Origin of the sequence: Streptomyces sp. NPDC056347 (assembly GCF_042262625.1) — a bacterium.
Taxonomy (GTDB): domain Bacteria; phylum Actinomycetota; class Actinomycetes; order Streptomycetales; family Streptomycetaceae; genus Streptomyces.
Window position 1 is genome coordinate 15,051 of the sequence record NZ_JBHJQP010000070.1, and the last position, 22,042, is coordinate 37,092.

Annotated in this window: 26 protein-coding genes; 18 read left to right on the top strand and 8 right to left on the bottom strand. The window is 72.9% G+C overall.

The genetic code is table 11. From position 1 onward, the window contains the following. Nucleotides 1-10: 10 nt before the first annotated feature. The 5 genes from ACFCV8_RS18075 to ACFCV8_RS18095 all read right to left on the bottom strand — a co-directional run bounded on the left by ACFCV8_RS18075 (nucleotide 11) and on the right by ACFCV8_RS18095 (nucleotide 5,483). On the bottom strand, nucleotides 11-1,438 hold the full coding sequence (locus tag ACFCV8_RS18075) for a sensor histidine kinase (RefSeq protein WP_376686337.1): 1,428 nt from the start codon (nucleotides 1,436-1,438) through the stop codon (nucleotides 11-13). After that, complete coding sequence (locus ACFCV8_RS18080) at nucleotides 1,435-2,166, bottom strand: response regulator transcription factor (RefSeq protein ID WP_376686338.1); 732 nt, start codon at nucleotides 2,164-2,166, stop codon at nucleotides 1,435-1,437. Before ACFCV8_RS18080 ends, ACFCV8_RS18075 begins: the two co-directional genes overlap by 4 nt. 238 nt (nucleotides 2,167-2,404) lie before the next feature. Then, a complete protein-coding gene (locus tag ACFCV8_RS18085; RefSeq protein ID WP_376686339.1) occupies nucleotides 2,405-3,442 on the bottom strand; it encodes a S1C family serine protease in 1,038 nt (345 codons plus the stop codon). A gap of 145 nt (nucleotides 3,443-3,587) precedes the next feature. Beyond that, nucleotides 3,588-4,631, bottom strand: a complete 1,044-nt coding sequence (locus ACFCV8_RS18090; RefSeq protein ID WP_376686340.1) for a LacI family DNA-binding transcriptional regulator — start codon at nucleotides 4,629-4,631, stop codon at nucleotides 3,588-3,590. A 24-nt stretch (nucleotides 4,632-4,655) separates the two neighbouring features. Continuing rightward, entirely contained in the window at nucleotides 4,656-5,483 is an 828-nt protein-coding gene (locus ACFCV8_RS18095) for a response regulator transcription factor (protein WP_376686341.1), read from the bottom strand. A gap of 258 nt (nucleotides 5,484-5,741) precedes the next feature. Between ACFCV8_RS18095 and ACFCV8_RS18100 the strand changes: the two genes are divergently transcribed. From ACFCV8_RS18100 to ACFCV8_RS18135, 8 genes are all read left to right on the top strand, one after another. Further along, the gene (locus ACFCV8_RS18100; protein WP_376686342.1) at nucleotides 5,742-6,671 is read left to right on the top strand and encodes an alpha/beta hydrolase family protein; all 930 of its coding nucleotides are present in this window, start codon (nucleotides 5,742-5,744) and stop codon (nucleotides 6,669-6,671) included. Between the two features lie 61 nt (nucleotides 6,672-6,732). Beyond that, entirely contained in the window at nucleotides 6,733-6,987 is a 255-nt protein-coding gene (locus ACFCV8_RS18105) for a MoaD/ThiS family protein (RefSeq protein WP_376686343.1), read from the top strand. 10 nt (nucleotides 6,988-6,997) lie between these two features. Further along, on the top strand, nucleotides 6,998-8,518 hold the full coding sequence (locus ACFCV8_RS18110) for a hypothetical protein (RefSeq protein ID WP_376686344.1): 1,521 nt from the start codon (nucleotides 6,998-7,000) through the stop codon (nucleotides 8,516-8,518). A gap of 193 nt (nucleotides 8,519-8,711) precedes the next feature. Next, nucleotides 8,712-9,401 carry a DUF2993 domain-containing protein gene (locus ACFCV8_RS18115; protein WP_376686345.1) on the top strand — a complete coding sequence of 230 codons (690 nt, stop codon included), beginning with the start codon at nucleotides 8,712-8,714 and terminating at the stop codon, nucleotides 9,399-9,401. Nucleotides 9,402-9,616: 215 nt separating this feature from the next. Then, nucleotides 9,617-9,724, top strand: coding sequence for a putative leader peptide (locus tag ACFCV8_RS18120; protein ID WP_350983699.1), 108 nt, complete (start codon nucleotides 9,617-9,619; stop codon nucleotides 9,722-9,724). 169 nt (nucleotides 9,725-9,893) lie between these two features. Then, entirely contained in the window at nucleotides 9,894-10,739 is an 846-nt protein-coding gene (locus tag ACFCV8_RS18125; protein WP_376686346.1) for a sulfurtransferase, read from the top strand. Between the two features lie 51 nt (nucleotides 10,740-10,790). Then, complete coding sequence (locus tag ACFCV8_RS18130; RefSeq protein WP_018490348.1) at nucleotides 10,791-11,078, top strand: DUF1416 domain-containing protein; 288 nt, start codon at nucleotides 10,791-10,793, stop codon at nucleotides 11,076-11,078. 176 nt (nucleotides 11,079-11,254) lie between these two features. Continuing rightward, a complete protein-coding gene (locus tag ACFCV8_RS18135; RefSeq protein WP_376686347.1) occupies nucleotides 11,255-11,512 on the top strand; it encodes a DUF3099 domain-containing protein in 258 nt (85 codons plus the stop codon). 19 nt (nucleotides 11,513-11,531) lie between these two features. Here the strand turns inward: ACFCV8_RS18135 and ACFCV8_RS18140 are convergent, their stop codons facing one another. Next, entirely contained in the window at nucleotides 11,532-11,894 is a 363-nt protein-coding gene (locus ACFCV8_RS18140; RefSeq protein WP_376686348.1) for a DsrE family protein, read from the bottom strand. A 108-nt stretch (nucleotides 11,895-12,002) separates the two neighbouring features. On the opposite strand from ACFCV8_RS18140, the gene ACFCV8_RS18145 reads away from it, so the two are divergent. The 6 genes from ACFCV8_RS18145 to ACFCV8_RS18170 all read left to right on the top strand — a co-directional run bounded on the left by ACFCV8_RS18145 (nucleotide 12,003) and on the right by ACFCV8_RS18170 (nucleotide 17,106). Further along, a complete protein-coding gene (locus ACFCV8_RS18145) occupies nucleotides 12,003-12,899 on the top strand; it encodes a hypothetical protein (RefSeq protein WP_376686349.1) in 897 nt (298 codons plus the stop codon). After that, nucleotides 12,896-13,723 carry a hypothetical protein gene (locus ACFCV8_RS18150; RefSeq protein WP_376686350.1) on the top strand — a complete coding sequence of 276 codons (828 nt, stop codon included), beginning with the start codon at nucleotides 12,896-12,898 and terminating at the stop codon, nucleotides 13,721-13,723. Before ACFCV8_RS18145 ends, ACFCV8_RS18150 begins: the two co-directional genes overlap by 4 nt. Continuing rightward, entirely contained in the window at nucleotides 13,720-14,589 is an 870-nt protein-coding gene (locus tag ACFCV8_RS18155; RefSeq protein ID WP_376686351.1) for a hypothetical protein, read from the top strand. The genes ACFCV8_RS18150 and ACFCV8_RS18155 overlap by 4 nt, the downstream gene beginning before the upstream one ends. Before the next feature lie 338 nt (nucleotides 14,590-14,927). After that, nucleotides 14,928-15,500, top strand: a complete 573-nt coding sequence (locus tag ACFCV8_RS18160) for an FABP family protein (RefSeq protein ID WP_376686352.1) — start codon at nucleotides 14,928-14,930, stop codon at nucleotides 15,498-15,500. A 113-nt stretch (nucleotides 15,501-15,613) separates the two neighbouring features. After that, nucleotides 15,614-16,099, top strand: a complete 486-nt coding sequence (locus tag ACFCV8_RS18165) for a Fur family transcriptional regulator (protein WP_376686353.1) — start codon at nucleotides 15,614-15,616, stop codon at nucleotides 16,097-16,099. A gap of 41 nt (nucleotides 16,100-16,140) precedes the next feature. Next, nucleotides 16,141-17,106, top strand: coding sequence for a YgfZ/GcvT domain-containing protein (locus tag ACFCV8_RS18170; RefSeq protein ID WP_376686354.1), 966 nt, complete (start codon nucleotides 16,141-16,143; stop codon nucleotides 17,104-17,106). Nucleotides 17,107-17,145: 39 nt separating this feature from the next. Here the strand turns inward: ACFCV8_RS18170 and dtd are convergent, their stop codons facing one another. Continuing rightward, a complete protein-coding gene (dtd, locus tag ACFCV8_RS18175) occupies nucleotides 17,146-17,595 on the bottom strand; it encodes a D-aminoacyl-tRNA deacylase (RefSeq protein WP_376686355.1) in 450 nt (149 codons plus the stop codon). A 116-nt stretch (nucleotides 17,596-17,711) separates the two neighbouring features. Between dtd and ACFCV8_RS18180 the strand changes: the two genes are divergently transcribed. The 4 genes from ACFCV8_RS18180 (at nucleotide 17,712) to ACFCV8_RS18195 (ending at nucleotide 21,461) form a co-directional block, all read left to right on the top strand. Next, nucleotides 17,712-18,356 carry an ABC transporter substrate-binding protein gene (locus ACFCV8_RS18180; protein WP_376686356.1) on the top strand — a complete coding sequence of 215 codons (645 nt, stop codon included), beginning with the start codon at nucleotides 17,712-17,714 and terminating at the stop codon, nucleotides 18,354-18,356. 46 nt (nucleotides 18,357-18,402) lie between these two features. Next, nucleotides 18,403-19,395 (top strand): asparaginase, encoded by a 993-nt coding sequence (locus ACFCV8_RS18185; RefSeq protein WP_376686357.1) that lies wholly within the window; start codon nucleotides 18,403-18,405, stop codon nucleotides 19,393-19,395. Nucleotides 19,396-19,475: 80 nt separating this feature from the next. After that, nucleotides 19,476-20,735: a GNAT family N-acetyltransferase gene (locus tag ACFCV8_RS18190; protein WP_376686358.1), complete on the top strand. Its 1,260-nt coding sequence runs from the start codon at nucleotides 19,476-19,478 to the stop codon at nucleotides 20,733-20,735. Nucleotides 20,736-20,771: 36 nt separating this feature from the next. Then, a complete protein-coding gene (locus ACFCV8_RS18195) occupies nucleotides 20,772-21,461 on the top strand; it encodes a TetR/AcrR family transcriptional regulator (RefSeq protein WP_376686359.1) in 690 nt (229 codons plus the stop codon). A 5-nt stretch (nucleotides 21,462-21,466) separates the two neighbouring features. On the opposite strand, the gene ACFCV8_RS18200 is transcribed toward ACFCV8_RS18195, so the two are convergent. Continuing rightward, the gene (locus ACFCV8_RS18200) at nucleotides 21,467-21,931 is read right to left on the bottom strand and encodes a DUF2199 domain-containing protein (protein WP_376686362.1); all 465 of its coding nucleotides are present in this window, start codon (nucleotides 21,929-21,931) and stop codon (nucleotides 21,467-21,469) included. Nucleotides 21,932-22,042 lie beyond the last annotated feature (111 nt).

A 22,042-nucleotide genomic window follows, 5' to 3' on the forward strand; every position in this document is an offset into this window, starting at 1 on the left:
CGGGCCGTGCTCAGGACCCGGGTGGCGGGACCGGTGCCCCCGGAAGGCGGATCGAGGCGATGGTGCCGGGGCCGTCCGGGGCCGGACGGAGGGTGGTCTCGCCCCCGGCCTGCTGGACGGTACGGGCGACGATGGACAGGCCCAGGCCCGAGCCGGGGAGCTGGCGGGCGGAAGGGGAACGCCAGAAGCGTTCGAAGACGTGCGGGAGTTCGTCGGCCGGGATGCCGGGGCCCTGGTCCCGTACGGTCAGTTCGCCGTCGCGCAGGGCGACCTCGACGGTGCCCCGGGGCGGGCTGAACTTCACCGCGTTGTCCAGGACGTTGACCACGGCCCGCTCCAGCGCGGCGGGCTCGGCCCGTACGTACCAGGGGGTCAGGTCGGCCCGGATGGTCAGCTCGGGGCCGCGCAGCCGGGCGCGTTCCAGGGCGGTGTCCGCGATGTCGTGCAGCGCGACGACCTGGAGCGGGCCGGGGGCGGGGGCGTCGGGGCGGGCCAGTTCCTGGAGGTCCCCGATGAGCGAGGCCAGCTCGGTCATCTGCGCCTTGACCGAGGCCATCAGGGCCCTGCGGTCGTCGGGCGGGATGGCACGGCCGGTGTCGTCGCTGCGGGCGAGGAGCTCGATGTTGGTGCGCAGGGACGTCAGCGGGGTCCGCAGCTCGTGGCCCGCGTCGGCGATCAGCTGGGCCTGGCGGTCGCGGGAACTGGCCAGGGACGCGGTCATCGAGTTGAAGGAGCGGGAGAGCCGGGCGATCTCGTCCTCGCCGTCGACCGGGATGCGGACGGTGAGGTCCTCGGTGCGGGCGACGTGCTCGACCGCGCCGGTGAGCCGGTCGACCGGGCGCAGACCGGTGCGGGCCACCCAGAGCCCGGCCGCCCCGGCGCCCACGACCCCGATGCCGGAGACGACCAGGAGCATCCAGGCGAGCGAGGAGAGCGGAGCGTCGACCTCGCTCATCGGACGGGCCACCGAGACCGCGAAACCGCCCGCTACCAGCCCGGGCAGCGGGGTGCGGGTCTCGTACGGATAGGTGTGCACGCGCACCTTGCTGCCGTTCTTGGTGGTGGCCGTGTGCAGGGTGTCGTGTCGTACCCCGGCGGCCACGGCGGTGTCCGCGGCCGTCACCTCGATCGGGGAGGCCCCGGCCGAGGTACAGGTGCTGCCGGACGCGGTGACGAGCTGCACGGTGTACGTCCCCTTGACCGGCGGCGGAGCGGCCTGGTCGGGGCGGGTGCAGGCGGCGAACAGGCTACGCACCAGCTCGTCGCTGACCGAGACGTTGCGCAGCGAGGTGTCCAACTGGCTCTCCAGCTGCTCCCGCGTCACGAACCAGCAGGCCACCGCCACCGCCGCGACCGCCGCCGCCACCGCGCCCGCCACCAGCAGCGCGAGCCGGGAGCGCAGCGGCAGGGCCCGGAGGCGGGAAGCTGTGCCCGTCATCCGTCACCGCCGCCGGCGCGGAGCGCGTATCCGACCCCGCGCACGGTGTGCACGAGACGCGGTTCGCCGCCCGCCTCCGTCTTGCGGCGCAGGTACATCACGTACACGTCCAGGGAGTTGGAGCTGGGCTCGAAGTCGAAGCCCCACACGGCCTTGAGGATCTGCTCCCGGGTGAGCACCTGGCGGGGGTGGGCCAGGAACATCTCCAGCAGGGTGAACTCCGTACGGGTCAGCTCCACGCGCCGGTCGCCCCGGGTCACCTCGCGGGTCGCGAGGTTCATCCGGAGGTCGGCGAAGGACAGCTCGTCGGGGTCGGGGCCGCCGCCGCTCGCCGTGGCCGCGTACGAGCTGCGGCGCAGCAGGGCCCGGATGCGGGCGAAGAGCTCGTCCAGCTCGAAGGGCTTGACCAGGTAGTCGTCGGCGCCCGCGTCGAGGCCGGTGACCCGGTCACCGACGGTGTCGCGGGCGGTCAGCATCAGGATGGGGGTGGTGGTGCCGGAGGAACGGAGCCGCCGGGCGGCGGTCAGGCCGTCCATCCGGGGCATCTGGATGTCGAGGACGATGAGGTCGGGGGCGTAGGACTCGGCCCTGGCCAGCGCGTCGAGACCGTCGACGGCGACCTCGGTGCCGTACCCCTCGAACGCGAGGCTGCGTTGCAGTGCCTCGCGCACGGCGGGCTCGTCGTCGACGATCAGGATGCGCTGCGGGCCGTCCTCGGCGGGGCTCATCGGTCGTGGTCCTCTTCCCCGGTCTTCCCGGATTTCCGTATCCCGGCGTTCCCGGATCGGCTGTTGTTCCCGGAGCGGCCGGTCCTTCCGGAATCTCCGGTGCTCCCGGATTCCCGGTCTTCCCGGACCCTCCGGTCGCCCCGCCTCCCCCGGCTTCCCGGTCTGCTCGTGTCCGTGCGGGTCTTCTCGTTCCCGTACGGCGGTGTCTTCCGGGTCTCAGCCTCGCACGGCCGGCCTCTCAGGAGTTGCCACCGGCCCGCAGGGAGGCGAGGTCGGCCTTGAGCGTGTTCACCGGGATGGCGAAGCCGAGGCCCACGCTGCCCGCGCCCGAACTGTCCGAGCCGCCGGACGAACTCGCCGAGTACATCGCGGAGTTGATGCCGATGATCTCGCCGTTCATGTTGATGAGGGCGCCGCCGGAGTTGCCGGGGTTGAGCGAGGCGTCGGTCTGGATGGCCTTGTACGTGGTGGTGGACTCGCCGGTGTCGCCGTTGAACTGCCGTCCGCCGAACTCGAACGGCCACTGCCCGCCGCCCAGCCCGCCCTGCCCCTGGCCCTGCCCCTGTCCCTGTCCGTTGCCGTTTTCCTTGGCGACGGTGACATCGCGGTCGAGGGCGGAGACGATGCCGCTGGTCACGGTGCCGGTGAGGCCCTCGGGGGAGCCGATCGCGACGACCTGGTCGCCGACCGACACCGCCGAGGAGTCGCCCAGCGTGGCCGTCTTCAGCCCGCTCGCGCCCTGGAGCTTGATCAGGGCGAGGTCCTTGGCGGGGTCGGTGCCGACCACGTCCGCGGTGTAGGTGCGGCCGGTGCTCAGCTGCACCTTGACCGAGGAGGCGCCGGAGATGACGTGGTTGTTGGTGACGATCTCGCCGTCGGACGTGATGACCACGCCGGAGCCGGTGGACTCGCCCGCCGTCGACGTCGCGTTGATCTCGACGATCATCGGCGAGACCGCCTTGGCGACTCCGGCGACGGTGCCCTTGTCGCTCTGCGAGACCGTGGTGCCGGGGACGACCCCGGCGGAGGAGGAGCTGCCGCCGCCGCGGCCGGTGAGCTCGCCGACGAGGGCGGCGGTGCCGCCGCCGACGACCCCTGCCGCGATCGCCACCGCCGCCAGCAGGGCGACCGGCCGCCTGGCCCGGTGACGGGGCGCGGCCGGTTCCGGCTGGGGCTGGGCGGGTGCGTATGACGGCGGCGGCGGGAAGGCCGCGTCGCCGTTGCCGTACGAGGGGTACGTCGGGTACTCGCCGCTCGGGCGCTGGCTCTCTGTCATGGCTACGAGCGTGTCCGCCGAAGATGAGAGAAGCCTGAGTCCGTCCTGAGAAGCCCGACAGAAGTGCGTATGCCCGATATAAAGAGCCCGGACAGAGCCCGGAGAGCCCGGACAGAGCCCGGACGAAGCGCCCGGCGCCCCGGGGCTACTTCGCGCCCTGCGCCGGGTCCCCGCAGCCGCAGGAGCGCCGTACCACCAGCGCCGAGGGGAACTGCTTCAGCCGCTCCCGGCGCGAGCCCGACACCCGCAGCGAGTCGTCGAGCACCAGGTCCACCGCGGCCCGCGCCATCGCTGGACGGTCCGAGGAGACCGTGGTCAGCGGCGGGTCGGTCAGCCCGGCCTCCTTCACGTCGTCGAAGCCCGCCACCGCGAGCTCCCCGGGCACGTCGATCCGCAGCTCGCGGGCGGCCCGCAGCACCCCGATCGCCTGGTCGTCCGTCGAGCAGAAGATGGCCGGCGGCCGGTCCGGCCCGGCGAGCAGCTCCAGCGCCACCTTGTAGGCGTCGTAGCGGTTGTACGGGGCCTGGAAGAGCCGGCCCTCCGTCGACCGCCCGGACTCCTGCATCGCCCGCCGCCAGCCCTCGACGTGGTCGGCGACCGGGTCACCGACCGCCGGGGTGGACTCCACGCCGCCGAAGCACGCCACGTACGCGTTGCCGTGCTCCAGCAGGTGCCGGGTGGCGAGCTGGGCGCCGCCCACGTCGTCGGTGACGACCGCGACGTCCTCGATGGCCTCGGGCCGCTCGTGCAGCAGCACCACCCGCGCGTCCCACGCCTCGATCTCGGCCGCCGCCCGCTCGCTGGGGCCCTGGCTGACCAGGATCAGGCCGGAGACCCGCATGCCGAGGAAGGCCCGCAGATAGTGGACCTCGCGCTCGTCGCGGTAGTCGGAATTGCCGACCAGCACCATCTTCCCGCGCTCGGCGGCGGCCTGTTCGACCGCGTGCGCCATCTCCGCGAAGAACGGCTGCCGGGCGTCCGGCACGATCATCCCTATGAGATCGGTGCGCCGCGAGGCCATCGCCTGGGCAACCCGGTCGGGCCGGTAGCCCAGCTCCTTGATGGCGGCGAGCACCCGCTCGCGCGTGGCCGGGGCGACCGGCCTCGGTCCGTTGTTGATGACGTAGCTGACGACCGCGGTCGACGTCCCCGCCAGTCTCGCCACATCGTCCCGCGTCACCTTGGCCACGCGCGGCAGTCTACGCGGATATACCTAGCGTCCGGCAGGGCGGACCGGGGCTTCTTCCCGCGCCCCCGAACCGGCCTGCTGCTCCGAACGGGCTACCTCCGAACGGGTTGCGGTCCCGGAGCCCTTCCCTGCGGAGGTCCGGCCCTCGGCGCCCTTGGCCTTCTCCGCCGCGCGCTCCGCCTTCTCGGGCACCACGAAGCGGTAGCCGACGTTGCGGACCGTGCCGATCAGCGACTCGTGCTCGGGGCCGAGCTTGGCCCGCAGCCGCCGTACATGGACGTCGACGGTGCGCGTACCGCCGAAGTAGTCGTAGCCCCAGACCTCCTGGAGCAGCTGCGCGCGGGTGAAGACCCGGCCGGGGTGCTGGGCCAGGTACTTGAGGAGTTCGAACTCCTTGAAGGTCAGGTCCAGGACCCGCCCCTTCAGCTTCGCGCTGTACGTGGCCTCGTCGACCGAGAGGTCGCCGTTGCGGATCTCCATCGGGGAGTCGTCGGCGGCCAGCTGCTGCCGTCCGGTCGCCAGCCGCAGCCGGGCCTCGACCTCGGCGGGTCCGGCCGTGTCCAGCAGCACGTCGTCGATGCCCCAGTCGGCGGTGACGGCCGCGAGCCCGCCCTCCGTCACCACGAGGATCAGCGGGCAGCCCGGCCCGGTGGACCGCAGCAGCTGGCAGAGCGAGCGCACCTGCGGGAGGTCGCGGCGACCGTCGATCAGGATGACGTCGGCACCGGGGGTGTCGACGAGTGCGGGTCCCTCGGCGGGCGCCACCCGCACGCTGTGCAACAGCAGGCCGAGCGCGGGGAGCACCTCGGTCGACGGCTGGAGGGCATTGGTCAGAAGCAGCAGTGAACTCATCGACGCCCACCTGCCCGGGGCGTCGGTCGATGATGGTGTGAGGTTCGCTCGCCCATTACGTCGGTCCTCCTCGTTCCCTGCGAGAGGGGCACTCCCGGGCCCGGCCCGGGGGAGTATGCGGCACTGCTTCGTACGGTTCGTGGTGCTGGTTCTGCTGGGTGCTGAGCTTGTGGAAACGTCGCCGTAACAACGTCCGGAACGCACAAAAGGACCCGGGGGCTGCTCTGCCCGGATCCTCTTCCCAGCACAATAGCCCACATGACTTCTGTGTCCGAGGGGCCGATCGGGCGTTCCACTGTTCCCTCGATCACGCCCGGCCCCTCGCCTGCGACGCCGCGTACGGCCCCGCGCGCAGCCCCGCGTACGAGCGGGGGCGCGGATGCGCGGACGGTGGCGCGGGCGACCCTGCGGACGACTCTGCGCACCGACGACGGGGTGCGGATCGAGGCGGTGTACGAGCCGGGTTCGGTGGACGGGCCATCCTTCGACGGTACTGCGGACGGCACCGCCGACGTGACCGCGATCGTGCTCGCACACGGGTTCACCGGTTCGGTGGACCGGCCCGCGGTGCGGCGGGCGGCGGAGGTGTTCGCGGGGCGGGCGGCCGTGGTGACCTTCTCGTTCCGGGGACACGGCGGGTCCGGCGGGCGGTCGACGGTCGGTGACCGCGAGGTGCGTGACCTGGCGGCGGCGGTGGCGTGGGCGCGGTCGCTGGGACACCGCCGGGTGGTGACCGTGGGCTTCTCGATGGGCGGCTCGGTGGTGCTGCGGCACGGGGCGCTGTACGCGGGGCGGCCGGCGGAGGGCGCGGACGCGGTGGTGGCCGTGAGCGCCCCGGCGCGCTGGTTCTACCGGGGTACGGCGCCGATGCGCCGGGTGCACTGGCTGGTCACCTGCCCGACGGGCCGGCTGGCCGGCCGGTACGGGCTGCGCACCCGGATAGCCCGGGGGCCGTGGGACCCGGTGCCGATGCCCCCGGTCGAGGCGGCCCGGCGGATCGCCCCGGCGCCGCTGCTGATCGTGCACGGCGACCGCGACGCGTACTTCCCGCTGGACCACCCGCGCTCGCTGGCCGAGGCGGCGGGCGAGGGGGCCGAGCTGTGGCTCGAGCCCGGCATGGGGCACGCCGAGAACGCCGCGGACGAGGCCCTGCTCACCCGGATCGCCCACTGGGCGGTCACGGCGTGACCCATGATGGACAGCCGGCCGGAGACGAGACCGGCCGGGACGAGACGAGAGGAGCGGTGCCATGCCCGCGGTGACGATCCGCTACTGGGCCGCCGCCAAGGCCGCGGCCGGAACGGCGGAGGAGCCGTGCACGGCGGCGACGCTGGCCGACGCCCTCGACACGGTGCGTGAACGGCACCCCGGAGAGCTCACCCGAGTGCTCCAGCGGTGCTCGTTCCTCATCGACGGTGACCCCGTCGGCACCCGTGGCCATGAGACCGTACGCCTTGCCGAGGGCGGCACGGTCGAGGTGCTCCCGCCGTTCGCAGGAGGATGAACCGCAGAACATGAGCAGCAGCAACGATCAGCAGCACCCGTACGGACAGGACCCCGCCCACGGGAACGGGAACGGACCGGGCCCGGCGTACGGCGGTACGGGCCACGACGGCAGGCCGTACGGCGACCAGTCGTTCGGCGACCAGCCGTACGGTGATCAGTCGTTCGGGACCGACGCGTACGGGAACCCGCAGGGGCATGCGCAGGCCCAGGGGCAGTCCTGGCCGGGCGGGTACCCGCAGGAGCCGTCCGCCGCCCACGGCGCGCCGGACCCCGCCGTCGCGCAGACCTGGGAGGGTCAGACCTGGGACACCCAGTACCAGCCGGTCATCCAGTCCCCGCAGCAGGCTCCGCACCCCCAGCACCAGCAGCAGGCTCCGTACCCCCAGTCCCCGCAGCAGGCCGCGTACCCGCAGCACCAGCAGCAGGCCTCGCACCCGCAGCAGGGCCGGCCCGCCGCGTACCCGCAGCCCGCCGAGCCGACCCAGTACCTCCAGCCGGTCCAGCCCGCGCAGCCCGCCGCGTATCCCCAGCAGCCCCAGCAGGCCCAGCACCCGCAGGCCGTTCCGGATGCCGCCGAGACCGCCTACCTGCCCCCGGTGCCGCCCCAGGGCGCCTCGGGCTCGTACCCGCTGCCGCCCGAGGTGCCGGTCGCGCAGGCCGCCGTCCCGGCCGCCGGGCCCGCCGCCGGGGTCACTGCCGGGGGCACCGACACCTCCGGCCCGGCGCTCGATGCGGCCGGGTACAGCACCCCCACCACCGTCGGCAACAGCCGGATCACCGACGCCCAGCGGGCCCGCGCCGAGGGCCGTTCGCCGATCATCCCGCCGGGCATGCAGCCCGCCGGGATCACCGCGGGGCTCGGGCTGCTGCTCGCCCTGGGCGCCGCGCTCGGTTCGTACACCCTGGTCGTGCCCCTGGTGCTGCTCCAGGGGCTGACCGCGGCCGGCTGGTTCCGGCTCAACGGCATGTGGCCCGCCCGGCAGGGCATCGCGCTCGCCTTCGCGGGCGGTCTCGTCGCCGACGTGGCGCTGCTCGCCGCGGGCCGGGAGAACGGCCCGGCCGCCCTCCTCGGCACCCTCGGCGTCTGGGTGCTGCTCACCGTGGTCCTCCAGCTCCGCAGCCACGCGAGCGCCGACGACCGGATGCAGGGGCTGATGGCCACCCTCGCCTCGGCGGCCCTGACGGTCCTGGCCGCCGGGCACCTCGCGGCGGTCCCGGACGCGGTGACGGCCGGTGCGGTGGCGGTCGCGGCCGCGGTGCTGGTCCGCGCGCTGCCGCTGCCCGGCCCGGTATCGGTGGTGGCGGCGCTGCTCGCCGCCGCGGGAGGCGGCGCCGTGGGCGGGGCCCTCACCGACCTGGGCACGAACGGCGCGCTGATCGGCCTGGTGGCGGGCGGCTGCGCGCTGATCGGGCTGCGGGTGGCGAGCTACGACTACCCGTCGCGCTTCGTCCACATGACCGCGGGCGTGGCCCTGCCGCTCACCGCCGCGGCGCCCGCCGTGTACCTGATCGGCCGCATGGTCGCGTAGGCCCTGCCGACCCCGTGGGCCGACCCCGTGGGCCGACCCCGTGGGCCGGCCTCGTACGACGGCCCCGCCCGGAACGGGAACCGGGAGGGGGCCTCCGGTCGTCGATCTTCAGGGGCGCCGCGCACGAGCCGTGCACAGCCTGTGGACGGTGCGGGGCCCCGGGCCGGACTTGCGGGTGGGGGAGGGAGCGGGCATGCGCGCACTGCGAATACTGCTGGTCGTCGTGGTGATCCTGGGAGGCATCTTCGTCGCCGTCGACCGGGCGGCGGTGTACTTCGCCGAGTCCGAGGCCGCCGGACGGATCGAGATCAGCGGTGCCACGATCGGCTCCACGGACGTCTCCATCAAGGGATTCCCGTTCCTCACCCAGGCGGTGGACGGCCGGTTTGACGAGGTCGACGTGCGGATCACCGGCATCGAGACCGCCGCCGACGGCCGCCGCCTGCGGATCAGCACGATCGAGGCGGCGCTGCACGACGTGCAGCTGGACGACGGCTACACCGCCGCCACCGCCACCCGGGCCACCGGTACCGCCGTCGTCTCGTACGAGGACCTCACCAAGGCCGCGAGCGACGGCGTCGTCGTCGAGTACGGCGGCAACGGCAAGGTGAAGGTGACCGGAACGGTCGACATCCTCGGCAGCCCGCTCTCGCGCAGCGTGCTCTCCAGTGTCACGCTGGTCGGCGGGGACACCGTCCGGGTGCGCGCCGACAAGGTGCCCGGCGAGGGCGTCCCCGGCCTGGAGGGGCTGGTGCGCGGCAAGACCGACTTCGACCGGAAGGTCGACGGCCTGCCGAGCGGCCTGAGGCTCCAGCGCATCCAGCCCACCGCGGACGGCCTGGAGATCTCGGTGACCGGCACCGGGGTACGGCTCGCGGGCTGAGCCCGCCGCCCCGCCCCCGTCACAGCCTCCACTGCCGCTTCCGCCACATAGTGAGACGGCAGCGTCCGATCCGCAGATGAAGGACGGCCCCCGGCGCCGCACGACCGCTCCGGGGGTGGCGCCGAGCCGTCGCCCGTCCCGTATTGCGGACGATCGCGTCTCAGGATTCGACACGGCGGTGACATGGCCGCCCGTACCTCCCTACGATCGGTCCCATGCAGTGCTCTATTGGCGGTCTCCCTCAGCGGGGCCGGGCGGATCTCACGAAGCGGCGGGCAGTGGACCTGTGCCGCGTCGCCGCCATGCTCTGTCGCACTGTCTGAGCGGGAGCCCAGGCCCCCCGCGTTCCCGGCCCTTCGACCGACGTCAGGGCCCTCCCCGATCGCCGTCGCACGGGCGCCGCACGCCGCTCCGCCGTGCCCGGCATCACGCACCCGCATCCCGCACCCGACTCGCAGCATCCCGCCGCAGACTGCCCCGGAGGAGAACAGCATGAGCCGCAGTGACGTCCTGGTAGACGCCGACTGGGTCGAGGCCCACATCGACGACCCGCGGATCGCCCTCGTCGAGGTCGACGAGGACACCTCGGCCTACGAGAAGAACCACATCAAGAACGCGATCCGGATCGACTGGACCAAGGACCTCCAGGACCCGGTCCGCCGCGACTTCATCGACCAGGCCGGCTTCGAGAAGCTCCTGTCGGAGAAGGGCATCGCCAACGACACCACGGTCGTCCTGTACGGCGGCAACAACAACTGGTTCGCGTCCTACGCGTTCTGGTACTTCAAGCTCTACGGCCACCAGGACGTCCGCCTGCTCGACGGCGGCCGCAAGAAGTGGGAGCTCGACTCCCGCGACCTGGTCGACGGCGACCAGATCCCGTCCCGCCCGGCCACCGCGTACAAGGCGCAGCCGCAGGACGAGTCGATCCGCGCCTACCGCGACGACGTCGTGAACGCGATCGGCAACGAGAACCTGGTCGACGTGCGGTCGCCCGACGAGTTCAGCGGCAAGCTGCTCGCCCCGGCGCACCTCCCGCAGGAGCAGTCCCAGCGCCCCGGCCACGTGCCGAGCGCCCGCAACATCCCGTGGTCGAAGAACGCCAACGACGACGGCACCTTCAAGTCGGACGAGGAGCTCAAGGCCCTCTACGAGTCCGAGCAGGTCGACCTCGCGAAGGACACCATCGCGTACTGCCGGATCGGCGAGCGCTCCGCGCTCACCTGGTTCGTGCTGCACGAGCTGCTCGGCCAGGAGAACGTCAAGAACTACGACGGTTCGTGGACCGAGTACGGCTCGCTCGTCGGCGTGCCGATCGAGCTCGGCGCCAACAAGTAACTCCGCACGACCCGGACCAGCACGAACCCCCGACCCGAAGGACGAAACCCCATGTGTGGAGCCAAGGCCGGCGGCCCCGACGCCTCGACCATCAAGCCCGGTGAGACCACCATCCAGGGCAGCGTGACCCGCGACGGCGAGCCCGTCACCGGCTACGTGCGCCTGCTCGACTCGACCGGCGAGTTCACGGCCGAGGTCCCGACCTCGGCGACCGGACAGTTCCGCTTCTACGCGGCCGAGGGCACCTGGACGCTGCGCGCCCTGGTCCCCGGCGGCAGCGCCGACCGCACGGTCGTGGCGCAGACCGGCGGTCTCTCCGAGGTCGCGATCGCCGTCTAGTCCGGAGCCGTACGGGCAAGCCGTCCTGTACGGCAAGCCGTCCCGTACGGCCGCGAAACGGCCGAGGGGCCGTACCCCAGGGGGTTGGACGCCTTCCTGATCCGGGGTACGGCCCCTCGTGCCGCACCGTGCACCGCCCACTGCCCCGGGCGGCGGCCGGGGCCTACCCTGGAGGCATGTACGCGCGGCGCCGTCGCGGCTATTTCCTCATGATGGGCGTCTGCATCGTCCTCTTCGTGTCCGCCTGGTCGTTCGTCAGGCTGTGGTCGATGCCCGCCGCCGTGGTGATGTGCGTCGTCGCGATGGTCATCCCGCCGGTGGCGGCGATGGTCGCCAACCGGCGGGGGCCGGAGGACCGCTGGTGGGACGACCCGTCCGGCGACCCGCAGTCCGACGAGTGGTGGGACGAGCTCGACGGCAAGAAGCGCCGCTGAACGCCCGGCCGGTCCGGCGTCAGTAGACGAGCGCCTGCACGCCGTCGGCCATGATCTCGCTGACGAAGACCTGCGCCCCGGCGATCCGCACGCCCTCCAGCACATCCTGCTCGGTGATGTCGCGCCGGGCCGCGCACTGCGTGCACAGGGTGATCAGGCCGCCCGCCTGGATCGACTCGATCAGGTCCGGCAGCGGCGCGGCGTGCGGCAGCTCGAACTCGGCGGCGCGCCCCGGGAGCGCGAACCAGGAGGACTCCCCGGTCAGCCAGAGCGAGACCTCCACCCCACTGGCGACGGCGACCGCGGCCACCGTGAACGCCTGCGAGCAGCGCTCGGCGGAGTCGGCACCTGCGGTCACCTTGATCACGAGCTTCTTCGGCATATGCCGAACTGTAATCGGGGAGCGGGCAACTTAATCCGCACGGTGACAGTCAGGTGGATGCGCGGATAACGGAATCGGCGCCTCAGGTCTCGTGGGGGGACCTCTCAATTGGAATCAAAAGACACCATTTCTGACGAGCAGTCCGAGCAGTCCGAGCAGTCCGAGCAGCCGAAGCACGCCGAACAGGCTGAGCAGGCGGCGCAGACGGAACAGCCCGAGCAGACGGAACAGCCCGAGCCGCCCGCCGTGCCCGTCGCCGCTCCCGCCGTGAAGCGCCCGCGCGGGCGTACGGCGCTGCTCGTCGCCGCCGCCGCGGTGCTCGGTATCGCGGGCGGCACCGCCGTGGGCTACGACATCCAGGCCCGGCGCGACCCGACCCCGCTGCCCGCCCTGTCCCAGCCCGGCCTCGCGTACCCGGCGAAGGCACTGCCCCCGGGCAAGGCCCCCGACCCGCTGCCCGCGTCCCAGGACCACCGGGTCCGGACGGACGGCGACCTCCGCAAGCTGATCGTGAACCGGCCCGCGGGCTGGAGCGACGACGAGCCGCTGGAGACGGGCATCATCGACGGCTGGGTGAACCCGGAGATCTATGCCCGCTCCTACAAGGAGGAGGGCAGCATGTACGACTACTTCCTGGAGAACGACATCCGCCGGGTCGCGGGCGCGGCCTGGAAGCGCGGGCAGTACCGCAACGCCACGGTCCACCTCGTGCAGTTCCGCTCGTCGGCGGTCCAGGGGGCCCAGGACTTCGTCGAGGGCCAGCTCTCGTACATGTCCGGGAGCGAGATCGGCGCGGGCAACCTCGGCGACGAGGTGAAGGGCAGCGTCAACGGCCGCTACTACCTCTACGCGGTCGAGCGGAAGCCCGGCTACATGCCGCTGTACCACGCCAGGGCCACCCTCTACCGCGGCGACATCGCGGCCGACATCCACCTCTACGACACCGCGCCGATCAGCAAGAAGGACATCCGGACGCTGGCCGAGCGACAGCTGGAGCGCCTGTGAACGACGTGACCCCGCAGGTGGGCGCGGCCGACGAGAACGCCGCCGCCACCGCAGCCCCGGCCACCACCGCCCCCGCCCGCCCGGGCCGGGCGCGCCGGGTGGCCCGCACGGCGCTCCCCGTCGTGACGGTGGCCGTCGCGGTCGTGCTCGCCGCCGCGTACACCAAGTCCACGGTGGACGGCGCCGACCGCACCACCGAGACCCGCCTCTGGGAGGAGCCCGCGCACAAGCCCGGCAAGGACCCCGCAGGTGACGTGGCCCGGGGCCGGGCCTCCACCGGGCTGAGCAAGCTGCTGCTGCCGGTCCCGAGCGGCTACCGGCTCGGCCCCGACAAGGGGGAGCTGGGCAACGACGGCGAGCGGAGCGGCAGCAGCGCGACCGCCGCCATGAAGCAGAACGCCCGGGGCCTCGCGGGCAAGAAGCGCCGCGCCTACGAGGAGCGGATCGACAAGCTCCGCATCGAGGGCATCGCCGTCCGCACGTACACCGACGACGGCAACACCATGATGGTCAGCACCGAGCTCACGCGGATGAAGGACAAGAAGGCGGTCCGCAGCCTCCACGCCTTCAGGACGGGCCTGTGGGAGTCCCTCGGCATCTTCCGCCAGGGACCGAAGGTCAAGGAGCACACCAGGAACGCCAAGTGCTACGAGCTGACCGAGGGCAGCGGGGACGACCTGGCGACGCTGAACTGCTTCGCGTACGACGACGAGGTGAGCATCACCCTCACGGCGTCCGGCTCGAAGCCGTTCGACAAGTCGGCCGTCGCCGAACTCCTGAAGGACCAGCTCAACCACATCGCGTCCCCGGGGGAGTACGTATGACCGAGCAGACGACCGACACTCCCGCCGGGGCCGCCGAGCCCGCGCCGGACGCACTCGCGGCACCCGTCGAACCGGCCGGCCCGGCCGACCCGGTGGCCGCGGCGCCGAAGCCGCCGCGGCGGGTCCTGCGGGCCGTCGTCCGGTGGACTGTCGTGGCCGCGGTCTTCGGGGGACTCGGGGCCGGTACGGCCTTCGGCATCGCCTCGATGGAGCGCACCGACGTGCCCGGTCTGGCCACCGAGAGCGACGGCCGCTGGGAGTACCCCGAGCTCAGCCTGCCCGCGCTCCCGGCCGGCGCGCCCCGTCCGTACAGCGACGGCAACTCCGCCGAGATCCACCACGCCGACCTGCGGCGCCTGCTGCTGCCCGCCCCGGCCGGAGCAACCGTGGACAAGAAGCTCGACGGCGGCTGGGCGGGCACGGACACGTACCTCTCGGAGTACGAGAAGGGCAAGCGCGCCGACCTCGCGCGGACGCTCAGGGAGCTGGCCCCGCGGCACGCCGTCGCCCGCGGCTGGACCATGCCGGACGGCACGTCGACCCGGATCTACCTCGTCCGGTTCAACTCGACGGCCTTCGCGCAGTCCTTCATGGACTCGCTCACCGACAGCGGCTCCGAGACACCCCTCGCCGGGGCGCCCCGGACGGAGCTCGACGAGGGCTGGCACGGCGCCGGAAAGGTGAGCGGCACGTCGACCTACGTGTACGACGAGACGAAGCCGTACGGCGAGGAGCGGGTCCGTCACGGCTACGTGGTCGCCGGGGACACGCTCGGCCTGGTCGTCCAGTCCCGCAAGGGAGAGGACACCGCCCGGGGCGTTCCGTTCCACCAGACGATGATCCTGCAGACCCAGCTCCTGGGCTGACCGGCCCCGGCCGCCCCCGAGCCCGGCCCCGGACCGGCGGGCCGGGCCCCAACCCATTAGGCTGGGGCCCGGCCCGTACTGCTGCCATAACGCTCGTTGCAAGGAGTCCCCGTGCTTGAGGCATTCTTCTCCGCCCTGCTGGTCCTGGTCTGCGTCGGCGTTCTCGCCTTCGCCGGCCTGAGCGTGAAGAAGCTGTACCAGGGCCAGCGCTGACCCTTCCGCGCACCACCGGCCGCCACGGGTACCCCCCCGCGGCAACGTGACACCTCGCCCCCGATGCGTCACGTGCGCAACCGCACCCACCCTCGTCCCCACCTCACAGATCGTCTGAGCCGCTCATGATCGAGATCCCGTCCGACCTCCACCCGGACCTCGTCCCGCTGGCCTTCCTCCTGGGCAACTGGGCGGGCGCGGGCGTCTCCGACTTCCCCGGCGCCGAGCAGTGCAACTTCGGCCAGGAAGTCAGCTTCAGTCACGACGGCCGGGACTTCCTGGAGTACGCCTCGCACTCCTGGGTGCTCGACTCCGAGGGCAACAAGGTCAGGCCGCTGGAGAGCGAGTCCGGCTACTGGCGCATCGACAAGGACCGCAAGGTCGAGGTCGTCATGGTCCGCGACCAGGGCGTCGTCGAGATCTGGTACGGCGAGCTGGCCAACCAGAAGCCGCAGATCGACCTGGTCACCGACGCGGTGGCGCGGACCGCGGCCTCCGGCCCGTACAGCGGCGGCAAGCGGCTGTACGGCTACGTGAAGAGCGACCTGATGTGGGTCGGCGAGAAGGCCACCCCCGAGGTGGAGCTCCGCCCGTACATGTCGGCGCACCTGAAGAAGGTCGTCACCCCCGAAGAGGTCGAGGCGATGGCGAAGAACCTCGGCGACCTGCCGGACGACGGCATCGCCTTCTTCAAGTAGGCCGCCGCCCGGAAAGCGGGCCGCCGCCCGGAAGCGGGCCGCCTCCCCGAGCGGGCCGCACGGATGTTCCGGTAACCGGCGGACGGGTGCTCACCCGGTCCTACACTGGGCGTGTGGTGAGCACCGACTGGAAGACCGATCTCCGGCAGCGCGGCTATCGACTGACGCCGCAGCGGCAGCTGGTCCTGGAAGCCGTCGACGCGCTGGAGCACGCGACCCCCGACGACATCCTCTGCGAGGTGCGCAGGACCGCCTCCGGGGTGAACATCTCCACCGTCTACCGGACCCTGGAACTCCTGGAGGAGCTGGGCCTGGTCAGCCACGCCCACCTCGGGCACGGGGCGCCCACCTACCACCTGGCCGACCGGCACCACCACATCCATCTGGTCTGCCGCGACTGCTCGGACGTCATCGAGGCCGACCTCCACGTGGTCGACGAGTTCACCGCCAGGCTGCGCGCCGACTTCGGGTTCGAGACGGACATGAAGCACTTCGCGATCTTCGGCCGCTGCGCCGGATGCGCGGAGAAGGCGGCACGGACGGGCGAGGCGGAGCGGACGCCGAAGACCGCCGGGGCGGCGGACGGCCCCGCGGCCTGACACCCGTCGGGCGCGTCCGCGGCGCGTCGTACGCTGGTCGCATGAAGAGCCCCCTGCTGTCCCTGCCCGGCGCCGTCCCCGCCGAAGGCCGCGACGAAGGCGTCGCCGCGCACTACGGCGACCTGTTCCGCGAGCAGCGCGCCCTCGCCGACGGGTCCGGTCTCGTCGACCTCTCGCACCGCGCCGTCATCACCGTGACCGGCGCCGACCGGCTGTCCTGGCTGCACCTGCTGCTCACCCAGCACGTCAGCGAGCTCGCCCCCGGCCAGGCGACCGAGGCCCTGATCCTCAGCGCCAACGGGCACATCGAGCACGCCCTCTACCTCGTCGACGACGGCGAGACGGTGTGGATGCACGCCGAGCCGGGCACCCAGGACGAGCTGATCGCCTACCTGGAGTCGATGAAGTTCTTCTACCGGGTCGAAGTCGCCGACCGCACCGAGGACTTCGCCGTGGTGTACCTCCCGGCCGGTTCCATCGCGAAGGCCCCGGACGGGGTGACGGTACGGGAGACGGCGTACGGCCGGGACCTGTTCCTGCCCCGCGCCGACCTGGCGGCGTACGCGGCGCAGAACGGCCCGGCGGCCGGAGTCCTCGCGTACGAGGCGCTGCGCGTCGAGGCGCACCGGCCGCGGCTCGGTTTCGAGACCGACCACCGCACCATCCCGCACGAACTGGGCTGGATCGGCACCGCCGTCCACCTCCAGAAGGGCTGCTACCGGGGCCAGGAGACGGTGGCCCGGGTGCAGAACCTGGGCAAGCCGCCGCGTCGGCTGGTCTTCCTGCACCTCGACGGCAGCGAGGTCGTGCTGCCCGGGCACGGCACCCCGGTCCGGCTCGCGGCGGACGGGGCGGAGGGGCGCCAGCTGGGCTTCATCACCACGTCCGCCCGCCACCACGAGCTGGGGCCGATCGCGCTGGCCCTGGTCAAGCGGAACGTCGCGGTGGATGCCCCGCTGCTCGCCGGGGACACCGCCGCCGCCCAGGAGACGGTCGTCGAGCCGTAATGGCGAAGGACCGGCTCCCGGGCGGCGCCGAGGGCCGGTTCAGACCTCGACGAGGACGGTGAACGGGCCGTTGTTGGTGAGCGAGACACGCATGCTCGCCCCGAACCGGCCCGTCTCCACCCGCGCGCCCAGCGCCCGGAGCTGCTTCACCACTTCGTCGACCAGCGGCTCGGCGGTCCCGCCGGGCGCCGCCGCGTTCCAGGTGGGCCTGCGTCCCTTGCGGGCGTCCCCGTAGAGAGTGAACTGCGAAATCACCAGAAGCGGCGCATTCACATCGGAGCAGGACTTCTCGCCCTCGAGGACCCGGAGCGACCAGAGCTTCCGGGCGAGCTGGGCCGCCTTCCGAGGAGTGTCCTCGTGGGTGACTCCCACCAGCACACACAGCCCCTCGCCGACGATCTCGCCGACCACCCGGGGGCCGTCCGCCCCGTCCGCGCCGTCGTTCACCGTGACGCTCGCGCCGTCCACCCGCTGTATCACCGCACGCATACAGACCAACCTATCCTGGGCTGAACGGGTACAGAGCATCCACATGGGCCCCGGCCAAGTGGCACCATGCTCGAAGGCGGTGCGCCGACGCACCGGTCGAGGGGATGGACACAAGCATGAGCACCTATGGAACCGGGCAGTCCCCCGGCGCCGTGCCGGTCACGCACACCGGCGCCGGTGTCAGCACCAGCACCATGCGCCCACCCGTGCAGCGTACCGGCCACGGATCCGGGGACGCGCAGCCCGAGCCGGGCGCTTCCTGCCTGGCCACTCCGCATCCGGCCGCTCCGCATCTGGGCACGTTGCGGCTGCCGGAACTGCGCACGCTCCGCCGGGAGTCGCAGCGCGACGAGGCCGACCTCAGCTACGTCCGCCGGCTCGTCCAGGGCCGGATCGACATCCTCCGGGCCGAGCTGGCCCGGCGGCTGGACCCGGAGACACCGGTGGTCGACCGGCTCTCGGAGATCCTCGCCGACACCCCGTCCCGGCACCGCTCCTCCGCCCGGCACGTCACGCTCACCACACCGCGCAGCGACGAGTACCGCAGACTGGCCGCCGAGACGCTCGCCGAGGTGGAGCTCTCCGACCTCGACGCCCGTACGGACGAAGAGCTGCACGCCGCGATGGGGCGCCTGGTCCGCTACGAGCAGCAGGTCTCCCGCCGCCGCCACCGGCTGCAGCGCACCGCCGACGATTGCAGCGCGGAGATCGCCCGCAGGTACCGTGACGGGGAAGCACAAGTAGACGACCTGCTCTCCTGAAGCGACCCTTCCGGGGGCGGGCCCGCCCGTTCCCGGAAGGCCACCCATGTCCTCCAGCGCCGCCTCCGCCGCTCCCTCCGCCATACCCTCCGAGGTCTTCGAGCCCCCCGTCCTGGCCGAGGTCGTGCGGTCCGGCTTCGTCGAGAGCCACCACCGGGGCTCCCTGGTCGTCCTGGCCGCCGACGGCAGCGTGGAGCTGGCCCTGGGCGACCCGGCCGCACCGGTCTTCCCGCGCTCCTCCAACAAGCCGATGCAGGCCGCCGCCGTACTGCGGGCCGGGCTCGACCTGTCGGGGGAGCGGCTGGCGCTGGCCGCCGCGAGCCACTCCGGCGAAGCCTTCCACCTCGAACTCGTGCACACGATGCTCGCCGAGCACGGACTGACGGCCGACGACCTCCGGACCCCGCCGGACCTGCCGCTCGACCCGGCGGAGGCGGAGGCGTACCTCGCCGCGGGCCGCGTCCGTGAGCGGATCACCATGAACTGCTCCGGCAAGCACGCGGCGATGCTCGCGGCCTGCGCGCTCAACGGCTGGGACCGGGCGGGCTACCTCGACCCTGCGCACCCCCTCCAGCAGCTGGTCCACCAGGTCGTCGAGGAGGCGGCCGGGGAGACGGTGACGGCGGTCGGCACGGACGGGTGCGGGGCGCCGCTGATGGCGATCAGCCTGGTGGGCCTGGCGCGGGCCTTCCGCGGCTTCGTGCTCGCGGAGCCCGGGACGGCGGAGCGCCGGGTCGCCGACGCGATGCGGGCCCACCCCGCGTACGTGGCCGGAACACGCCGCCCGGACACCTGGCTGATGCGGGAGCTGCCGGGCACGCTCTCCAAGATGGGGGCCGAGGCGGTGCAGGCGGTGGCGCTGGCGGACGGCCGGGCGCTGGCCTTCAAGGTGGACGACGGGGCGACCCGGGCGCTGGGCCCGGTGCTCGCCCGTACGCTGCGACTGCTCGGCATCGACGCCCCGGTGGTCGACCGGATCGGCCACGCCCCGCTGCTGGGCGGCGACGGCGAGGTCGGCGAGATACGCGCGACCTTCTGACCAGCGGCTTTCGGCCGTTCCTCGCGGGGCGCGGGAAAACCGGGCGACAGCGCGGGACCGGGGCACCTAGCGTGACGCGCATGGCCCTCGACGTCCGTACGATCACCGCTGCCGATTTTCCCGACTGGATCCGCGCCAAGCACACCGGATTCCTGCGGCCGACCACGGCCGAAGAGGTGGACGAGGAGGCGCGTGGACGTCTTCCGTACATCGATTTCGCCCGTACGCAGGGCGCGTTCGACGGCGGGCGGTGCGTGGCCACGTACCGCTCCTTCGCGCAGGAGCTGACGGTCGTCGGCGGGGCGGCGGTGGCGGCCGACGCGATCTCCAACGTCACGGTCTCGCCCACGCACCGGCGCCGCGGGCTGCTCCAGCGGATGATGTCCACGGACCTCGCGGCGGCGAAGGAGCGCGGCGAGGTCGTCTCCACGCTGATCGCCGCCGAGTACCCGATCTACGGACGGTTCGGCTACGGCCCGGCGGCCTGGACGACCGAGTGGGAGATCGACGTACCCAGGAGCGGCCTCGACCCGCACCGGCCGGTCCCCTCCGGCCCGGAGGACGGCCGGATCGAACTGGTCGACGGCGCGACCGTACGCAAGCTCGGCCCGGCGATCCACGAGCGGCTGCGCGCCCGGCAGCACGGAGCGATCGACCGGAACGCCCGCTGGTGGGAGGCGAACACCGGGGAGAACCTGGTCGGTCCCGGCAGCTGGAGCGAACCCTTCTACGCGATCCACAGCGACGCGGACGGTGTCCCGGACGGCCTGCTCGTCTACCGCGCCGACTCCCGCTGGAGCGACGCCAAGCAGCCCCTGAACACCGCCACCGTGCCCGGCATGATCGCCACCACTCCGGCCGCCGAGCGCGCGCTGTGGCACTACCTCTGCTCGGTCGACTGGATCACCACGGTCCGTGCCGGCAACCGCGCCCCCGACGACCTGCTGCCGCTCCTGCTGCCCGACCCGCGGGCGGCCCGGGTGGTGACGCAGGCCGACTATCTGTGGGTGCGGGTGCTGGACGTCGTGCGCGCCCTGGAGGCCCGCACGTACGCGGTGCCCGGCATGCTCGTCCTCGACGTCCACGACGGGGCGGGCCTGGCCGCCGGCCGCTACCGCCTGGAGGCCGACGCCTCCGGCGCCGCGGCCTGCGCCCCCACCACCGACGACGCCGACCTGGCCCTCGACGTGCGGGAGCTGGGCACCCTCTACCTCGGCGACGAGTCCCCCGTCCGGCTGGCCGCGCTGGGCCGGATCGAGGAGCGTGCGCCCGGCGCGGTGGCGCTCGCCGAGGGGATGTTCCGGGCGGCCCGGCGGGCCTGGTGCCCGGACATGTTCTGACGGGGCGGCCGACTGCCCCGCGTACGCTTCGGAGCCATGGACGTGGACGTGGACGGGAGCAGGGGCGGGGACCCGGGCGGCGACCGGGCCCCGGGCGCCGGGCGGTCCGGGGACGAGGGCCTGGGGCTGCGGGAGCGCAAGAAGCGGCTGACCTACCAAGCGGTCTCGGACGCCGCGATCGCGATGTTCCTGGAGCGGGGCTTCGACCGGGTCTCGGTGGCGGAGGTGGCGGCCGCGGCGGGCGTCTCCAAGCCGACCCTCTTCCGGTACTTCCCCGCCAAGGAGGACCTGGCGCTGCACCGGTTCGCCGACCACGAGGACGAGTCGGCCCGGGTGGTCGCCGCCCGCGCCGCCACCGAGTCCCCGCTCGACGCCCTGCGCCGCAACTTCCTGGACGGCCTGGCGCGGCGCGACCCGGTCACCGGGCTCTGCGACGTGCCGGAGGTGCTGGCGTACCAGCGGATGCTGTACGCGGCACCGTCCCTGGTGGCCCGGATGGCCTCGTACCGGAGCCGCTCGGAGGCGGCGCTCGCCGCCGCGCTGGGCGACCGGCTGCGGGACCGGCTGGCGGCCGGTCAGATCAACGCCGTCCTGAACATCCTGGCCCTGGAGAACTGGCGGCGGATGGACGCGGGGGAGCGCGCGGACCAGGTGTACGGGGAAGCGGTCGAGGCGGCCGGGCTGGCCTTCGTGCAGCTGCGGGACGGGCTCGGAGGGTGTGGGTAACCGTCTCAGCCGGCCGTGCCGTCGTCGCCGTGCAGCACCGCTTCGGCGATCTCCCGCACCCGGGCGAGGGTGATGCCGGTGCGCTGTTCCACGGCGAGCGGGTGATCGGTGGGCTCCAGCTCGATGCGGGGGCGCAGGCCGATCGGGCGGGTGTGGGCGTTGGTCTTGAGGTTGGTGGTGCGCGGGGAGTACAGCCCCAGTTCGGTGCTCAGCCAGCCGAAGTACGGCGGCTCCGCCTCGCGCCCGGGGGCCTGCCACCGGTCGAGGGCGCGGCCGAAGTTCTCCCGGCTGAGCGAGACCCACACGCCCCAGGAGAAGGGTTCCGGGCTGCCGGACACGGGTATCTCGATCAGGCCCTTGATGAAGTAGTGCTCGTGTCTGACGATGCACTGGTCGGAGGAGAGCATGCTGTCGGGATCGCTTTCCAGGCTCGCGTCCCAGACGTCGGGGGCCATGGTCGAGTACCCCATGGGGAGTTCCGCGTGGTGTTCGCCGCAGCGGGAGCAGGTGTAGCCGGGGTCGATAGCCATGGGCGGATCCTAAGTGCTGTCAGGGACACGGCCGTGGGCCCGGGGCCGGGC

Excerpts from the sequence above, each read along its gene's own strand:
- ACFCV8_RS18075 (WP_376686337.1), bottom strand. The coding sequence starts at position 1,438 with ATGACGGGCACAGCTTCCCGCCTCCGGGCCCTGCCGCTGCGCTCCCGG.
- ACFCV8_RS18080 (WP_376686338.1), bottom strand. The coding sequence starts at position 2,166 with ATGAGCCCCGCCGAGGACGGCCCGCAGCGCATCCTGATCGTCGACGAC.
- ACFCV8_RS18085 (WP_376686339.1), bottom strand. The coding sequence starts at position 3,442 with ATGACAGAGAGCCAGCGCCCGAGCGGCGAGTACCCGACGTACCCCTCG.
- ACFCV8_RS18095 (WP_376686341.1), bottom strand. The coding sequence starts at position 5,483 with ATGAGTTCACTGCTGCTTCTGACCAATGCCCTCCAGCCGTCGACCGAG.
- ACFCV8_RS18100 (WP_376686342.1), top strand. The coding sequence starts at position 5,742 with ATGACTTCTGTGTCCGAGGGGCCGATCGGGCGTTCCACTGTTCCCTCG.
- ACFCV8_RS18105 (WP_376686343.1), top strand. The coding sequence starts at position 6,733 with ATGCCCGCGGTGACGATCCGCTACTGGGCCGCCGCCAAGGCCGCGGCC.
- ACFCV8_RS18110 (WP_376686344.1), top strand. The coding sequence starts at position 6,998 with ATGAGCAGCAGCAACGATCAGCAGCACCCGTACGGACAGGACCCCGCC.
- ACFCV8_RS18115 (WP_376686345.1), top strand. The coding sequence starts at position 8,712 with ATGCGCGCACTGCGAATACTGCTGGTCGTCGTGGTGATCCTGGGAGGC.
- ACFCV8_RS18120 (WP_350983699.1), top strand. The coding sequence starts at position 9,617 with ATGCAGTGCTCTATTGGCGGTCTCCCTCAGCGGGGCCGGGCGGATCTC.
- ACFCV8_RS18125 (WP_376686346.1), top strand. The coding sequence starts at position 9,894 with ATGAGCCGCAGTGACGTCCTGGTAGACGCCGACTGGGTCGAGGCCCAC.
- ACFCV8_RS18130 (WP_018490348.1), top strand. The coding sequence starts at position 10,791 with ATGTGTGGAGCCAAGGCCGGCGGCCCCGACGCCTCGACCATCAAGCCC.
- ACFCV8_RS18135 (WP_376686347.1), top strand. The coding sequence starts at position 11,255 with ATGTACGCGCGGCGCCGTCGCGGCTATTTCCTCATGATGGGCGTCTGC.
- ACFCV8_RS18140 (WP_376686348.1), bottom strand. The coding sequence starts at position 11,894 with ATGCCGAAGAAGCTCGTGATCAAGGTGACCGCAGGTGCCGACTCCGCC.
- ACFCV8_RS18155 (WP_376686351.1), top strand. The coding sequence starts at position 13,720 with ATGACCGAGCAGACGACCGACACTCCCGCCGGGGCCGCCGAGCCCGCG.
- ACFCV8_RS18160 (WP_376686352.1), top strand. The coding sequence starts at position 14,928 with ATGATCGAGATCCCGTCCGACCTCCACCCGGACCTCGTCCCGCTGGCC.
- ACFCV8_RS18170 (WP_376686354.1), top strand. The coding sequence starts at position 16,141 with ATGAAGAGCCCCCTGCTGTCCCTGCCCGGCGCCGTCCCCGCCGAAGGC.
- dtd (WP_376686355.1), bottom strand. The coding sequence starts at position 17,595 with ATGCGTGCGGTGATACAGCGGGTGGACGGCGCGAGCGTCACGGTGAAC.
- ACFCV8_RS18180 (WP_376686356.1), top strand. The coding sequence starts at position 17,712 with ATGAGCACCTATGGAACCGGGCAGTCCCCCGGCGCCGTGCCGGTCACG.
- ACFCV8_RS18185 (WP_376686357.1), top strand. The coding sequence starts at position 18,403 with ATGTCCTCCAGCGCCGCCTCCGCCGCTCCCTCCGCCATACCCTCCGAG.
- ACFCV8_RS18190 (WP_376686358.1), top strand. The coding sequence starts at position 19,476 with ATGGCCCTCGACGTCCGTACGATCACCGCTGCCGATTTTCCCGACTGG.
- ACFCV8_RS18195 (WP_376686359.1), top strand. The coding sequence starts at position 20,772 with ATGGACGTGGACGTGGACGGGAGCAGGGGCGGGGACCCGGGCGGCGAC.
- ACFCV8_RS18200 (WP_376686362.1), bottom strand. The coding sequence starts at position 21,931 with ATGGGGTACTCGACCATGGCCCCCGACGTCTGGGACGCGAGCCTGGAA.